14 protein-coding genes are annotated in these 14,710 nt (G+C 73.0%); 6 read left to right on the top strand and 8 right to left on the bottom strand.

Annotated elements, in window-relative coordinates; all coding sequences use genetic code 11:
- Nucleotides 1-55 precede the first annotated feature (55 nt).
- The 4 genes from WME96_RS06585 to WME96_RS06570 form a co-directional block, all read right to left on the bottom strand.
- Nucleotides 56-1,813 carry a WD40/YVTN/BNR-like repeat-containing protein gene (locus WME96_RS06585; RefSeq protein ID WP_437289312.1) on the bottom strand — a complete coding sequence of 586 codons (1,758 nt, stop codon included), beginning with the start codon at nucleotides 1,811-1,813 and terminating at the stop codon, nucleotides 56-58.
- 10 nt (nucleotides 1,814-1,823) lie between these two features.
- Nucleotides 1,824-4,154: a molybdopterin oxidoreductase family protein gene (locus WME96_RS06580; protein ID WP_437289311.1), complete on the bottom strand. Its 2,331-nt coding sequence runs from the start codon at nucleotides 4,152-4,154 to the stop codon at nucleotides 1,824-1,826.
- Between the two features lie 11 nt (nucleotides 4,155-4,165).
- Nucleotides 4,166-4,588 carry a hypothetical protein gene (locus tag WME96_RS06575; protein ID WP_437289310.1) on the bottom strand — a complete coding sequence of 141 codons (423 nt, stop codon included), beginning with the start codon at nucleotides 4,586-4,588 and terminating at the stop codon, nucleotides 4,166-4,168.
- Nucleotides 4,589-4,894: 306 nt separating this feature from the next.
- Nucleotides 4,895-5,797, bottom strand: a complete 903-nt coding sequence (locus WME96_RS06570) for a glycoside hydrolase family 5 protein (protein WP_437289309.1) — start codon at nucleotides 5,795-5,797, stop codon at nucleotides 4,895-4,897.
- Nucleotides 5,798-5,807: 10 nt separating this feature from the next.
- Here WME96_RS06570 and WME96_RS06565 point away from each other — a divergent pair, with 10 nt between their 5' ends.
- The 3 genes from WME96_RS06565 (at nucleotide 5,808) to WME96_RS06555 (ending at nucleotide 7,745) form a co-directional block, all read left to right on the top strand.
- Nucleotides 5,808-6,548 (top strand): hypothetical protein, encoded by a 741-nt coding sequence (locus WME96_RS06565; RefSeq protein ID WP_437289308.1) that lies wholly within the window; start codon nucleotides 5,808-5,810, stop codon nucleotides 6,546-6,548.
- Between the two features lie 391 nt (nucleotides 6,549-6,939).
- Nucleotides 6,940-7,269: an ArsR/SmtB family transcription factor gene (locus WME96_RS06560; RefSeq protein WP_437289307.1), complete on the top strand. Its 330-nt coding sequence runs from the start codon at nucleotides 6,940-6,942 to the stop codon at nucleotides 7,267-7,269.
- 2 nt (nucleotides 7,270-7,271) lie between these two features.
- Complete coding sequence (locus WME96_RS06555; RefSeq protein WP_433934163.1) at nucleotides 7,272-7,745, top strand: SRPBCC family protein; 474 nt, start codon at nucleotides 7,272-7,274, stop codon at nucleotides 7,743-7,745.
- An 85-nt stretch (nucleotides 7,746-7,830) separates the two neighbouring features.
- On the opposite strand, the gene WME96_RS06550 is transcribed toward WME96_RS06555, so the two are convergent.
- From WME96_RS06550 to WME96_RS06540, 3 genes are all read right to left on the bottom strand, one after another.
- On the bottom strand, nucleotides 7,831-9,303 hold the full coding sequence (locus WME96_RS06550) for a carotenoid oxygenase family protein (protein ID WP_437289306.1): 1,473 nt from the start codon (nucleotides 9,301-9,303) through the stop codon (nucleotides 7,831-7,833).
- Nucleotides 9,304-9,427: 124 nt separating this feature from the next.
- Nucleotides 9,428-10,156: a DUF3943 domain-containing protein gene (locus WME96_RS06545; protein WP_437289305.1), complete on the bottom strand. Its 729-nt coding sequence runs from the start codon at nucleotides 10,154-10,156 to the stop codon at nucleotides 9,428-9,430.
- Between the two features lie 60 nt (nucleotides 10,157-10,216).
- The gene (locus tag WME96_RS06540; RefSeq protein ID WP_437289304.1) at nucleotides 10,217-10,369 is read right to left on the bottom strand and encodes a hypothetical protein; all 153 of its coding nucleotides are present in this window, start codon (nucleotides 10,367-10,369) and stop codon (nucleotides 10,217-10,219) included.
- A gap of 86 nt (nucleotides 10,370-10,455) precedes the next feature.
- Here WME96_RS06540 and WME96_RS06535 point away from each other — a divergent pair, with 86 nt between their 5' ends.
- Nucleotides 10,456-11,202 (top strand): SDR family oxidoreductase, encoded by a 747-nt coding sequence (locus tag WME96_RS06535; RefSeq protein ID WP_437289303.1) that lies wholly within the window; start codon nucleotides 10,456-10,458, stop codon nucleotides 11,200-11,202.
- Nucleotides 11,203-11,262: 60 nt separating this feature from the next.
- Here WME96_RS06535 and WME96_RS06530 read toward each other — a convergent pair whose 3' ends face one another.
- Entirely contained in the window at nucleotides 11,263-12,831 is a 1,569-nt protein-coding gene (locus tag WME96_RS06530; protein WP_437289302.1) for a PLP-dependent aminotransferase family protein, read from the bottom strand.
- Nucleotides 12,832-12,908: 77 nt separating this feature from the next.
- Here WME96_RS06530 and WME96_RS06525 point away from each other — a divergent pair, with 77 nt between their 5' ends.
- Together WME96_RS06525 and WME96_RS06520 are read left to right on the top strand one after the other, a co-directional pair.
- Complete coding sequence (locus WME96_RS06525) at nucleotides 12,909-14,156, top strand: hypothetical protein (protein ID WP_437289301.1); 1,248 nt, start codon at nucleotides 12,909-12,911, stop codon at nucleotides 14,154-14,156.
- Nucleotides 14,153-14,704, top strand: a complete 552-nt coding sequence (locus WME96_RS06520) for a GNAT family N-acetyltransferase (protein ID WP_437289300.1) — start codon at nucleotides 14,153-14,155, stop codon at nucleotides 14,702-14,704. Before WME96_RS06525 ends, WME96_RS06520 begins: the two co-directional genes overlap by 4 nt.
- The last annotated feature ends 6 nt before the right edge of the window (nucleotides 14,705-14,710 follow it).

The following is a 14,710-nucleotide window of genomic DNA, read 5'->3' as shown; positions in this document are numbered from 1 at the left end:
CGCCGAATTCATGAACCTGGCCATGAGGGCGCTCGGGCCGACCTCGCCTCCTGCCTCATGCGTCGAGGCGGAACGGGTAGCCGTCCGTGGCCACAACGATCGCCTCGGCGCCCGGCTCGCCCTGGGCCCGGCGCAGCAGGATGCTCTCTCCCAGCGCCCACATCTCGGCGCCGTCCCCGCGCACATCGAACAGGGTTCCCCAGGTGCCCGACGCCTCGCCCCGCCAGGTCCCGCCGCCGTCGGTCGAGCGCAGGAGCGCCCCGTTTCGGCCGCACGCCCAGAGCGTCCCGGCCTCGTCTCCCCAGATGCTCCCGAGACCGCCGGAGACCTCGGCCAGCACCTCCCAGGTCGCGCCGCCGTCCCGGGAGCGCAGCACGTCGCTGAGTCCCAGCCCGCCGACCGCGAAGAGCTCATCGCCCCTGCCCCAGATCGCCTCCAGATCGCGCGCGCTGCCGCTCGCGACAGCCTCCCACGTGGCGCCGTCGTCGACCGTGCGGACGACGGTGCCGCCGCGGCCCACTGCCACGGCGAGCTGCCCAGGCCCTGCCCAGACGGCGCGGAGGCGCGGCTCGCGCGGGGCCTCCAGCTCGATCCACCGGAGGCCATCCGCGCTGAGGCGGCATACCTGGCCATCGAGGATGGCGAAAGCTCTCCTTGCCCCCTCGCCATGCACCGAGGTCCCTCCGGGCCTGCCCGTCACCTCGATCCAGCGATGTCCGCCGTCCTCCGACCGGATCTGCGCGAAGCCCCCGCCGACAGCCAGGATCCTCTCGCCGCTGCCCCACACGGCGATCAGCGAGCCGGCGTCCTCCTCGGCGCTCCTCGCCCACGTCTGGCCCCCATCGCGGGTCTGCGCGATGCTTCCACCGTCGCCCACCAGCGCGACCCGACCGGACCCCGCGACCCAGAGGCCTCGGAACTTCCCCCGGACAGGCACCTTCACCCAGGGGCCCTCGAGCGGCGCGTCCCCTGCCTGCACTGGCACCTTGGTGAAGCTCTTGCCGCCATCGGTGGAGCGGAGAGCAGGCCCGCTCCCGATGCACCAGATCGCGCCGTGATCATCTCTCCACACGCCGTACCTGGTCTGTTCCGACCTGAGCGGGGGGCGCTTCCAGGTGCGCCCCTCATCCTCGCTGACCGCCAGGAGGCCGCTGTCGCCGGCCGCGATGACCAGGCCGGCGGCGCCGATCCACAGCGCGTGGATGGCGCTCCCGCTCCCGGTGGGGTGCGATGCCCAGGAGGCGCCCCCATCCCGGCTGGTATGGACACGACCATCGCCGTCGCCCACGGCCACGAGCCCGCCTCGCGCGCAGAGCGCCCGCGGACACCGGCCAGGGATCTTGCGGCGCGCCCACTCCCCTCCTCGCAAGACCGCGAGCTCCCCTTCGAGCGCGAGCGCGAGGAAGCTTCCCTCCGCGTCGATCGCCGCGGCCTCCAGGCAAAGCGCGTCGAGGCTCGGCCCTGGTTCCCAGGTCCGGCCGTGATCGCGGGAACGGAGCACCGTCCCGCCGAGCCCCACGGCGATGGCCTCGCCGTCGTCCCGCAGGGCGACGCCGCGCAGGTCGGCCTCCGCGCCGCGGCTCACGTCGGACCAGCGCCGCCCTTCATCGATCGACGACAGCAGGGTCCCCCGATGGCCGGCGGCGATCAGCGCCGGGCCCGCGCCGGCGAGCGCGCTCAGGTCCTGGCGAAGAGGCGTCTGCATCCGTCTCCAGCGCTGGCCGCCGTCCTCCGAGCGCAGCACGTGCCCCTGCGTCCCGGCGAGGACGATCACGTGACCTCGCCCCCAGATGGCGCGGTGGAGGGTGCTCATCGGGCCCCGATCACGGCATGTCCGGCGGAAGCGGCACGTTGTGCTCGGAGGAGACCGCGCCGGCCGCGCCCGGGGGCAGGCTGCCGATGGGACCTTTCCCGATGCTCCGCCCGGTCTTCTCGATCCTGCAGGCCGATTGTTTGAACGTCGGCTGCTTGGACAGCGGATCGGTGAAATCGGCCGTCAGGTCGTTGGCGGCCTCGTGCCCCTCCCAGCTTCCGTAGTGGAAAGGCACGAACACGAGCCCCTTCTGGACGGTCCTGCCCGGGCGGGCCGGCACCTCGATCCAGCCCCGCGGCGACGTGACCCGCACGACGTCGCCTGGCTGGATGCCCAGCGCGGCCGCGTCGTCCTCGTGGATCTCCACGTAGGCGTGCGGCGCGGCGACCTGCAAATGCGGCGAGCGCCCGGTCTTCGTGCGCGTGTGCCAGTGCCACACCAGGCGGCCCGTCGTCAGCCACATCGGATACCGCTCGTCCGGCTGCTCCACGGGCGGCAAGTAACACGTCGGGTGGAGGATCGCGCGCCCGCCGGCGCCGATCGCCTCGAACTCCTCCCGCGTGAGCGCCCGGCCGGTGAGCTGGTCCTTGGTGTAGCTCTGCGCCACGCCGGGGGAGGTCGGGAACACGTGATCCGCATAGAGCCGCGGCGTCCCGAGCGGCGCCTCGTCGTTCACGGGCCAGCGCAGCCCGTTGTGCTCCTCCAGCTTCGCGTACGTGATGCCGGTCATGTCGCACGGGCGCCCCCGCGAGATCTCCTTCCACTCCTCGAAGCACTCCTCGGGTGTCCTGTAGGCGATGAGCGGATTGCCCTCCCGGTCGCGGAAGTCCATCCGCGCCGCGAAATCGAGCAAGATCTCGAGATCGGACCGCACGCCCTCGGGCGGCTCCACCGCCTTGCGCAGCAGGTTGATCGTGCGATCCGCGTTCTCCATCGTCCCTTCCTTCTCTCCCCAGAGCGCGGCCGGAAGGACGACATCGGCGACGACCGAGGTCTCGGTCAGGAACGGATCCTGGACGACGACGAACGTGCTCTCGAGCGCTTTCCGCGCCCGCCACCGGTTCGGGAGCGACACCATCGGATTCGTCCCGATGTTCCAGAACAGGCCGATCTTGCCCTCCTCGATCATCGCGAGGATCTCCTCGATGCCCTTCTCGGGCCCGGCGGGCAGCGCGTGCTCATCCACCTTCCACAGCCTCGCCATCTCCTGGAGGTGCTTCGGGTCGTTGGCGTTGCGCTGCGCCGGATACGTGCCGACCCCGCCCGCCGTGCGGTTCGCCGAGGAGCTGGGCTGCCCTGCCATGTGGAGCGGGCCGCACCCGGGCTTGCCGATCAGCCCCCGGACGAGGTGCAGGTTGTTGATCGCGACGCACGCGGTGGTGGCGTCGGCGCTCTGGTAGGTGCCCTGAAGCGTGGTCGTCACGAGGCTACCTGTCCTGCCCAGCCGCTCCGCGGCCTCCCGGAGCGCGTCTCCGGGGACGCCGGTGACCTGCGCTGTTCGCTCGAGCGTCCACGTCTCCAGCGCGGCGGCCATCTTCTCGTACCCCACGGTGTGCTCCCGGAGGAAGCGCTCGTCCGTGGCGCCGCTCTCCAGCACATGGCGGACGATGCCGTTCAGGAGGGGCACGTTGGTGCCGGGGTAGAGCTGGAGGTGGAGATCGGCCGCCTCCGCCGTCACGGTCCGCCGCGGATCCACGACGATGAGGTACGGCTTGCCGGTCCGCCGTTTCCGCGCGATGACCCGCTCGAACAGGACGGTGCCGGTCTCCGCCAGGTTGTGGCCGAACAGCATCAGCGTGTCGGCCTCGTCCACGTCGTCGAACGACGCCGGCGTGCCGTCGGCGCCGAACGACTGGAGCAGACAGAACTCGGTCGTCGCCGTGCACAGGCGCGTGTTGGCGTCGAGCAGGTGGGTCTGCAGCCCCGCGCGGCCGATCTTGGCGATGGTGTAGTAGTCTTCCAGGAAGGCCTGTCCGGTCGAGTAGATGGCGACGCTGTTGCGCCCACGCTCGTCCAGCGATCGCTTCGCGTGGGCCACGACGAGCGCCATCGCCTCTTCCCAGCTCGCCGGGTGGAGCTCGCCGTCTCCTCGCCGGATGAGCGGGGTGCGCAGCCGGTCGGGGCTGCCGTTGGCGTACCACTGGTTCTCGCCCTTGGGGCCGAGCCTGCCCCGGTTGGTCGGGTGCTTCGCGTTGCCCTTGACGCCGACGATCCGGCCGTCCTTGACCGCCACGTGGCAGCCGCAGCCGACAGAGCAGATGCCGCAGGTGCCGTACACCCACCGATCCACCTCGCCCTGCGTATAGACGTTGCTGTCGACCCGCTCACCCTCCCAGGCCATGGCACCACCTCCTACCGCATGACTTTGTCGTAGAACGACGGGATCACGTACTTCAGCTCGTCGTGACGGAACCGCTCCTCCAGCAGCGCGGCGATCCGCTCCAGCCGCTTCTTCATCTCCGCGGAGAGCGCCGCCATCTCGCGCGCGAGCTGGAGCCGCGGATCGCCCGCCCACCCCAGGTGGCGGACCCAGGAGCGGAGGTTGGCGTCTGCGATCTCGTGGTCGTGGTAGACGATGCTGAGATCGGTCTTGATCGCCTCCATCGCGAGATCGTCGTCGCGCATCGGCGGCGTCAGCCGCTCCAGCGCCGCCCTCTGTTCCTTCAAGGCGGTCCGGAAGAGCACGGCCAGCGTGTCGTGCGACTGCTCCGTCCGCTGAAGCACCGAGTCCGTGAGCTCGGCGAGCTCATGCACGCAGGTCGGCAGCTCGTTCATGCACCGGTCCTCCTCGCGTCCTTCTTGCCTCCCGCAGGCCGGATCGTCGAGAGGGTCCGTCGCTCTCTGCGTGCGCCGCGCGCGCTCCCCTGCGACGGCCGGCGGGCGGCGGCGCGGGTAGAGGGCGGCAGGGGGAGTCGGTGGGTGGAATCGGGAGCGGCGGTCGACGCGCGCCGCGGGAGGGAGAGAGCGAAGGCCCGGCGCGACGGACGCGCCGGGCGTGTCACCGGAGGCCACGCTCCGCTGCCGCCCCGTCGACGTGCTCGCCCTCCGATCCGGGGGAGATCGCGAGGGGCGCAGCCCGCGTCAGGGCGCCTGGATCTTCGCCTTCACCCACCGTCCAGAGTCGGTGAGCTGGCCGTCGGACCAGGGGCCGCTCGCGCCCGCGCCGGGCCGGAGCGCGGCGCACGCCTCGGCCTTGTCGACGATCGACCAGTTGAGCCAGCTGATCTTGTTGGTGCTCAGGAAGTTGAGCCAGGTCTGCGCCTCGCCGAGGTCGAGCGCGCCGTCCCCGCTGGCGCTGCAGGTGCCCCACTCGGTCACGAACAGCGGGAGGCCCGCGGTCATCGCGCTGGTCGCCTTGGTGCGCAGGTAGTCCTTGTGCGTGGCGGCATAGAAGTGCAGCGTGTAGGCGATGTTGCTGTAGCGCGTGATCGGGCTCCTGGCGGCCACGTCCACGTCCTGCGACCAGGTCGGCGTCCCGACGATGACGAGGTTGTCGGAGCCGGCGCCGCGGATCTCGCCGATCACCTCTTCGGCGTACGACTTCACCTGTGCCCAGGTCTCGTTGTCCGGCTCGTTGTAGACCTCGAAGATCACGCCGGGCTCGTCGCCGTACTCCGTCGCCATCTCCCGGAAGAAGCGCTTCGCTGCGTCCTTGTGGCTCGTCAGGGTCGCGTCGTGATCGTGCCAGTCGATGATCACGTAGATGCCCCGGGCAATGGCGGCGTCGACGATTGTCTTGACCTTGCGCTTCTCCGCGTCCGGGTTGTGGAGATAGCCGTACCGCCCCTCCACGCTGACCGTCATCGCGGCGCGGACGACGCTCACGTCCCAGCCGTCCACGAGCGTGTTGACGGCGGAGGCGTTGTAGAACTTCTCTCCCTCCCAGACGCTCCAGAACAGGCTCATGCCCTTGAGCTGGAGCTCTGCCCCGTACGCGTCGACGACGCGGTTGCCCATCACCTGGAGGCTGCCATGCCGCTCCACGGGCGTGCCCGTGACAGGGCCCGTCCCGGTGGACGTCGTCGAGCTCGTGGCGCTCGCGGCGGTGGTCACGCTCGACGTCGACGCGCCGCCGCTGCCGTCCGCGCCGCCGCTGCCGCCCGCGCCGCCGCTGCCGCCCGCGCCGCTCGTGGTGGTCGTCACCGCCGACGTCGACACGGCCGACGTCGACGCGTCACCGCCGCCCGCGCCGCCGCTGCCGCCCGTGCCGCTCGTGGTGGTCGTCACGCTCGACGTCGACGCATCACCGCCGCTGCCGCCCGTGCCGCTCGTCGTGGACGCCACGGTCGACGTCGACGCGTCACCGCCGCCGGCGCCGCCGCTGCCGCCCGCGCCGGTCGTGGCGGCCACCACGGTCGACGTCGCTGCGTCTCCGCCGCCGCCGCCCGCGCCACCGCTGCCGCCGCCCGCGCCGCCGCTGCCGCCGCCCGCGCCACCGCTGCCGCCCGCGCCGCCGCTGCCGCCCGCGCCGCCGCTGCCGCCCACGCCGCCGTCACCGCCGCTGCCGCCCTCGCCGCCCGAGGACGCCGACGTCGTCGACGCCGAGCTGCTGCTCCCGGAGGACACCGACGTCGTCGACGCCGAGTCGCCGCCTCCTGACGCCGAATCCCCCGCGGTGCCCTCGCATCCGAGCAGCATCATGGCCGGCAGCGCGAGATGCAGAAGACCGCGCGTCCATCGCGGCCCGATAAACAACCCCGTCGTCACGTCGTGGCTCATCGTGTTCTCCGAGTGAAGCGCTCGCCCGGTGCGCCTGGCATCGAGCAAAGGGAGTCAAGGAAGGGCATCAAGGAAGCAGGGCCGACGCGCTGTTAGCAGGGCCAACGCGACGGGTGAAGAAGGAAAGAGGGGCATCCATCTTACCCACAGCGCGTCACGTCATCGCGGCGCGTCACGCCATCGCGGGGACCGCCGAGCGGAACCTGCGCTGTCCAGCGCATCGAGGACCGGGCGCGACTCGACGCGAACCGCCACGCCCGCCAGAGCATGAGATGAGCCTCGTGGCGCGTCCGGTCCTCGATGTGGAGGACACCGCCGCGGGGTGAGCGGGCGAAGGGTCGGCGCGGATCAGCGCGTCGTATATTCCTTGACAGGAATATACCCCGTACGGCATATTCGACCTCGTGATGGTCGAGACGTTCGCGGCGCTCGCCGATCCAACCCGCCTGCGCATCGTCGAGCTGCTTCGCGCCGGGCCGCGGCCGGTGGGCGAGATCTGTGATCGCCTTCCCCTGCCGCAGCCTCAGGTGTCGAAGCACCTGCGCGTGCTGAGGGACGCCGGCCTCGTCGACGTCCAGCCGCGGGCGCAGCAGCGCATCTACGGGCTGCGCGCGCGGCGGCTGCGAGAGCTCAACGAGTGGATCGAGCGTTTCCGGAGCATCTGGGACGCGCGCTTCGAGCAGCTCGACGACCTGCTGGCCGAGATCCAGCGCAACGAGGACGAGGAGAAGAGGTGATGATGAGCGCGACGAATCTGGAGGTCATGTCGGACCGTGAGGTCGTCATCACGCGCACGTTCGCGGCTCCGCGGCGCGTCGTCTTCGACGCGATGACGAGGCCAGAGTACGTGAAGCGCTGGTACGGCCTGAGGGTCCTCACGATGACGGTCTGCGAGATCGACCTGCGCGTGGGCGGCAGGTGGCGCTACGTCCTGCGCGCGCCCGACGGGAGCGAGCACGGGTTCACGGGCGTATACCGCGAGATCGTGAGACCGGAGCGGGTCGTCTGCACCGAGAACTACGAGCCGCTGGGGCCGGGCCACGAGATGGTCGCGACGGCGACGTACGACGAGCACGACGGGAAGACGCTGTTGACGAGCAGGATCGTCTACCAGTCGCAGGCGGATCGCGACGCGCACCTGCAATCGGGCATGGAGGCCGGCATGCGCGAGACGTTCGAGCGCCTCGCGGAGCTCCTTCCCACGCTCTCCTGAGAGCGCGAGCCAGAGGAGCCATGGGCGGCCCGCCCGCGCGGCCGAGATCGCCGCGCCGGCGTGCTGGAGGCCGAGGACCAGCGCGCTAGGCGCCTGTCGGCAGGAAGTCGCCGTGGAAGCCGTGCGGCACGCGGCCCGGGAGCTCGACCTTCGCGACCGGCCCGCCCGCCACGTCGGTGGCGTCGAGCACGAGCAGATGGCTCCGGCTCGTCGCGCGGCTGAACACGTACGCAAGGAGCCACCCGTCGTCCTCGGCCGTCCCCTGGGGGTCCTGCACGAACATCGCCTCGCCCGCCTCCTGGTCTGCAGGGAGCGCGTGCACGACGGTCTTGCCGGCGACCCAGTCGTATTTGACGATCTGATTGAGCGCCGGGGTCGCCCCGGGCTCGGACGGCTCGAGCGTCGTCGTCACGCCATATCCATAGCGGTATCTCCTGCCCTGCCGCGCCGGGTTGATGCGCGGGAACTCCACGAAGCGATCATCGAGCTTCGTGAGCGAGACCTTCGCCCGCGCCAGATCGATCGAGAAACGGTGAGGGCTCCCGGTCGTGTTGAAATCGGTCGACCCCTTGTCCCATAACGACGGGAACCGCACCCCCTCCAGGTGGACCACGTTCGGATCGGCCGGGTCATCCCACGCGTTCCACGTGTGGAACACGAAGCAGGGGTCCACCTCGATCCATTTCACGTCCGCCGCCGTGCCCGCGCGCGGCATCACCCCGAGGCGCGCGCCGCTCTCGGGCCTCCACACGTACGGGAGCGGGTCGCCCGCGATGGCCCGATCGAGATCGAACAACATGGGCAGATCCATGAAGATCACGCGCGTCTCCGTCACCTGAAAGTCGTGCATCATCAGGGCCTTCGGTACGGGGATCGTCTCGGTCTGCACGAGAGCGCCCTTCGCGTCGCAGCGGTGGTACGTGATGATGGGGTCGGAAAGCCCGTAGGCGAAGAACATCAGCTCGCCGGTCACCGGATCGATCTTCGGGTGCGCCGTCATCGCCGTCTTCAGCTTGCCGGAGAAATCGTAGGGGCCGACGGTCGACAGATCGTTCTTCTTGATCTCGTAGGGCAGCCCCACCTCCTGGCCGCAGAAGACGCGGCCCTGGTAGCCGAGGATACCCGTGCTCGCCTGGTGCTCCGCCAGCCCCGGGGGGCCTTCCCCTCGCTTCGCGCCCCCGAGGACAGGCGTCTGCACGAACCGCGCGCGATACCAGGGCGCCTTGCCCTTATCGAGCAGGACCCCGTGCACCATGCCGTCGCCGACGAACCAATGGCGCGATTCGACCCCCTTGGGGTTCGGTCCGTTCCGCAGGTAGAGCCCGGAGAGCGTGGGCGGGAGCGCGCCGACGATCGCGAGGTCCCTCGCCTCGGACTCGCCGACGGGCGCGAAGTTCTTGCGGAGCCACCACGGCTTGCTCGGATCGTCCGGGAGCGGATCGGGCCCGGGCGCGGAGGGCGCAGGAACGGCGGTCGAGCAGCCGGGCAAGAGCGGGAGCCCGGCGAGCGAGAGCCCGCCGAGGCCAGCGAAGTGGAGGAAATGACGGCGCGATAGCATGGGTCGGTCCTGGATTGATGACTTGATGGCCACTGGGAACGAGGGAGAAAACGAGGATTCAAACGCTTCGAAGATGCCAGCCCCGAGGTGCGAGCACCCGGCGAGGACGCCTCCCGCGCCGGACCTAGCAGTCGAACACCCCGGCGCCCCGCTCGAGCTCGCCGAACGGGTCCATGAGCGCGCGCACGAACAGGCGCGCCGGCGCGCTCTCGATGCCGCCCGCCGCGCGCCAGGTGACGTGGCGGAGCTCGCCCAGGAGAGCCCCGGCGAGCGGCGTGTAGACGAGATCGAGCGCCGAGGGGCGGACGCCGTTGGCCTCGTAGCCGTACTCCCAGAGGTGGGTGCCGGCGATCGCGAACGCGGCTGCGGCCGCGGCGCCGAAGCGGCACGTCCGGGCCCTGAGGTAGATCTCGCTCCCGAGCAGGGCGTGGCCGATCACGTTGATCGGCCAGGGGTCGTGGTCCCACCGGAAGGCGGGCTGGGAGGCGTCGAAGAGCGGCGGCTTCGTGAACGCCTCGCCGTAGTGGTAGGCCCAGCGCTCCGGGCGAACGTCGGCGAACGGCTCGGGCCACAGCACCGCTTCCACGCCGCGGGTCACCGTGAACACGGCCAGGGAATGCACGATCGGCGGCGCCCAGGCAGGATCGGCGCTCGCCGGCGCGGCGGCGCCCGCGCGCGGCGGGGGCGCTGCCACGGACGCGCGCTCCGGGGGAGCGGCGGCTCCGGCCGGCGGAGGGGCCGAGTCGGCCCGCGGAGCAGCCGACTCGACCGGAGGTGCGTTCGTGGACTGGCCGGCGCACGCGGCCGAGAGGACGGCGAGGAGGGCGGCGGTGCACGGGCGGATCTGGGCCATCGGGGACAGCGGACGCGGCGCGCCGGGAGTGGCGGCCGGGCGCGAGTCTAGTACCGCGGGTCAGAAATCCTGCCAGGGATCTGCCTCGCGAACGGAGAGAGATTTCAACGCAAAGGCGCAAAGGCGCAAAGGCGCAAGAATACATGGCATCTGTCCTTGTTTTGCGCCTTGGCGTCTTTGCGCCTTTGCGTTGAAATCTCCATCCGGATCCATGGCTGGACTCCTGGAGGGCGGCACAGCGCACCGGCACCCCTGGCGATGCGCCGGCCTCGCCGGGCCCCAGGGTATGCTCCCACCCCATGGCCGAGATCATGATCATCACGGGCGGCGGCCGCGGGATCGGCGCCGCCACGGCGCTGCTCGCCGCGCGGCGGGGCTACGCGGTCGCGGTGAGCTACCTCCACGACGAGGGCGCCGCGGCCAGGGTGGTCGACGCGATCCGCGCGCGCGGCGGCGTCGCCCTCGCGGTCGCAGCCGACGTGAGCGTCGAGGACGACGTCGTGCGCCTGTTCCGGACCGTCGATGGCGCCCTGGGGCCGGTCACGGCGCTCGTGAACAACGCCGGCGTGCTCGACCGCCAGGCGCGCCTCGAAGACATGACCGCGGCGCGCGTGCAGCGCATCCTCGCCACCAACGTCGTCGGCAGCTTCCTGTGCGCGCGCGAGGCGGTCCGGCGCATGTCGACGCGCCGCGGCGGCACGGGAGGCGCCATCGTGAACGTCTCGTCGAGGGCGTCGCAGCTCGGCTCTCCCGGCGAGTACATCGACTACGCCGCCTCGAAGGCCGCGGTCGACACGCTCACCATCGGCCTCGCGAAGGAGGTCGCCGCCGAGGGCATCCGGGTCAACGCCGTGCGGCCCGGGATCATCGACACGGACATCCACGCGAGCGGCGGCGACCCGGGGCGCGCCGAGCGGCTCGGCGCGAGCCTGCCGCTGGGCCGCGCCGGCAGCCCCGAGGAGGTCGCGCACGCCATCCTGTGGCTCGCCTCGAGCGAGTCCTCCTACTGCACCGGCTCCCTCCTGGACGTCGCCGGCGGCCGCTGAGCCGCGCTGCGCCTCGGCGCCGCCCTCGCCTCAGCGCCCCTCACCTCAGCGCCCCTCGCCTCAGCGCCCCTCGCCCGCGCCGATCGCCTCGCGCACGACGGCCGAGAGCGTCCGCGCCGCCTCCCGGAGCGCGGGCTCCGCGTGCGCGCCGAACCCCAGGATGAGCCCCGGCGCCCGCGGCGCGGAGCGCGGGCGCGCCGCGGTGCTGCGCGAGAGCGGCAGCGCGTCCACCCCCCGCGCCGCGAGCGCCTGGACGACCGCGACGTCGTCCACGCCCGCGGGCAGGTCGAGCGCCAGCACCGAGCCCCCCGCCGGGGCGCGCGCCCGCACCGCGGCCGGCAAGAGGCGCCCGAGCTCCGCGAGCAGGAGGTCGCGGCGGCGCCGCGTCGCCTGCTTCAGCTTCCGGAGGTGGCGCGCGAAGTGGCCCTCGTCGATGAAGTCGGCGAGCGCGGCCTGGAGCAGGTGGGGCGGCGAGCGCGTCGACGCCGCGCGCATCGCGGCCACGGGGCGCACCAGCGCGGGCGGCACGATCATGAAGCCGAGGCGCAGCCCCGGGAACAGCGCGCGGCTGAAGCTCCCCACGTGGATCACGCGGTCCTTCACGCCCTCGATGTCGAGGGCGAGCAGCGACGGCAGCGGGGTGCCGTCGAACCGCAGCTCGCCCTCGTAGTCGATCTCGACGACGACGGCCCCCGCCTCGCTGGCCCACGAGAGCAGCTCGACGCGCCGCGCGAGCGTGAGCCGCGCCCCGGAGGGGAACGCGTAGGCCGGCGACACGAAGGCGACCCGCGCGCGCGGCGCGCCCCGACGTCGATGCGCGCCGACGTCGACGCGGAGCCCCTCCTCGTCGACCGGGATCGGGACGGGCCGCGCGCCCGCCATGCGCACGGCCGCGCGGAGGGCGAGCGGCCCCGGGTCCTCGATCCAGGCGGCGTCGCCCGGGTCGAGCAGGGCGCGGCAGCAGAGGTCGATCGCGCCCTGGGAGCCCTCCGTGATGAAGACCTGGTCGACCGTCGCGCGCACGCCGCGGGCCACCGCGACGTGGTGGAGCACGGCGCGCCGGAGCAGCGGCGCGCCCCGCGGCTCGTCGAGCAGCGCGTCGGCGGCCGACATCGCGCGGAAGCGGCGCGCGATGCACCGGTCGAGGATGCGCCACGGCAGGAGCTCGAGGTCCGGCAGGCCGACCCCGAACGGCCGCGAGCGGGCGGGCGTCTCGAGCAGCGCGTCGAGCTTGTCGGCCGGCACCACCGCCGCGACGCGCCGCGCGCTCTTCGAGGTGCGCGGCGCCGCCGCTCCGGGCTGGGCGCGGGCGGCGCTCTGTCCCCCCGCGCGCGGCGGCACCCGGGCGACCACCGGCGCCCGGCGGGGGCGGACCACGATGGTGCCGTCCGCGGCCAGCGCCTCGTACGCCGCCACCGCGGTGTTGCGCGACACGCCGAGCTCGCGCGCGAGCTCGCGGGACGACGGGAGCTCGCGGTCGGGCTGGAGGACGCCCTCGAGCACGGCGCGGCGGAGCTGCTCGACGAGCTGCGCGGCCAGCGTCACCGGCGCGCCGCGATCGAGGCGGAGGAAGGCGCGGGCGGCCCGGGGGCCGTGAGGGCCGGGGGAGCCCGGGGAGGCACGTCGCACTGGCACCATCGAAACCCGCCGCGGTGGCACTTTCCAGGGTGCCAGATCCGGGTCACGGTGTCGACGAGGAGACGGCCATGGCCACCACGGAGGATCCCACCCGTTCGACCGCCGCCCGCCCGCGGCGGGCGTTCTCCGACGGCAAGACGGGCGAGCTGTCGTCGCGCGTCGCGCGCCGCGCCGCCGAGGCGCACGCCGGGCGGCCGCTCGACCGGCTGCTCGCGGAGGACCTCCCGGGCAACGACCTCACCACGCTGCTGCTCCACTGCCTGCGCCAGCGCGCCCTGCGGCGGAGCTTCGCCGACGTCCTCGAGCACGCGGAGCGCGCGCCGATGACGCACGCCTCGGCCGCGGACGCCCGGCGGATCCACGCCTTCGACGCGGCGGCGTTCGCCGCGGCGGCGGGCTTCGAGGCGGTGGATCTCGCGCCGGTCGAGCCGCTCGGCGCCGCGGCGTGCGCCGGCGTCGAGCCGAACAACGTGCTCGCGACGGTCCGCTTCGCCGAGGTCGCCGCGGATCCCACGACCGGGCTCGCGCTGCACGCGGCGCGCCGCCGGCGCGAGGCCGGGCGCGGCGAGCCGCTGCGGCTGTGCGCGAGCCAGCGCGTGCTGCGCATGCAGCCCACGAAGCACCCGGGCTTCAGCCCTCACTTCCGCCTGTTCGCGCTCGTGACGGCCGTCCGCTCGCCGGCCCGGGGCGAGGACGACGCGTGCGAGCGGCGGGCCCTGCTCGAGCAGCTCGTCGTCTGGGCCGATCTGGTCCGCGCGCTGCCGGGCGCCGGCTTCCGCGCGGCGGGGCTGCGCGTGGTCCTCTCCGACACGGCCCTGGTGCGGGCGTGCCTCGGCGCGCGCGGCCTCGACGCGGACGCCCTGGCGCTGCGGGCGAAGGCGCACGAGCCCGGCTCGACCGAGGCGGCCCTGCGCGAGGCGTCGGTCGATCTGCCGCGCGCGGCGGCCGATCTCGCGGGCGCGGCGCGGTCGCTCGGCCTCGGCCCGGAGCTCGTCGCGCGGGCCGAGCGCTGGGTCGCCGAGGTGGCCGAGCCGCTCGCGCGCGCGCGTCCCGAGGTCGAGGTCGTCCACGACCTCGCGCGGCTGCAGGGGCTCGGCTACTACGCCGGGCCGTTCATCCAGCTCATCGTGCGCCGGGACGACGGCCTCGAGCTCCCGCTCGGCGACGGCGGCGCGGTGCCGTGGCTCGGCGCGCTGCTCTCGAACCGCCGCGAGCGGATGATCGCGACCGGCCTCGGGACCGAGATGCTCGTGAAGCTCTACGATCGATCGACGCCGCGAGCCGGCGAGGCTCGCCCGGAGAAAGAGACGCCATGATCCTCGAGACGCCCTCGCTCACGCTCCGCCCCTGGACTCCGGCCGACGCCGACGCGCTCGCGAAGAACGCGGACGATCGCCGCGTCTGGGCGAACCTCCGGGACCGCTTCCCGCACCCGTACACGCGCGCCGACGCCGAGGGCTGGATCGCGTTCTGCACCGGGCAGGCGCCGCCCGGCGCGGGCCTGGCCATCGTGGTGGACGGGGAGGCGGCCGGCGGCATCGGGCTCGAGCGCTTCGACGACGTGCACCGGAACACCGCGGAGATCGGCTACTGGCTCGGCGCGCCGTACTGGGGCCGCGGCCTGGCCACCGAGGCGGTGATCGCGATGACGCGATACGGCTTCGAGCACCTCGGCCTCGAGCGCATCCAGGCCGGGGTCTACGGCTGGAACGGCGCGTCCGCGCGCGTGCTCGAGAAGGCCGGTTACGCGCTCGAGGGGCGGATGCGGCGCCACGTCGTGAAGGACGGGCAGGTGGGCGACGTCCTGCTCTACGCGCGCGTCCGGGACGATGCCCGCGTGGAGCAGGACGGCGCGCGGCGGTGAAGCCGG

This window comes from Sorangium sp. So ce406, from assembly GCF_051474675.1.
Lineage (GTDB): Bacteria > Myxococcota_A > Polyangia > Polyangiales > Polyangiaceae > Sorangium > Sorangium cellulosum_G.
This window is presented reverse-complemented; position numbering and strand designations above follow the sequence as displayed.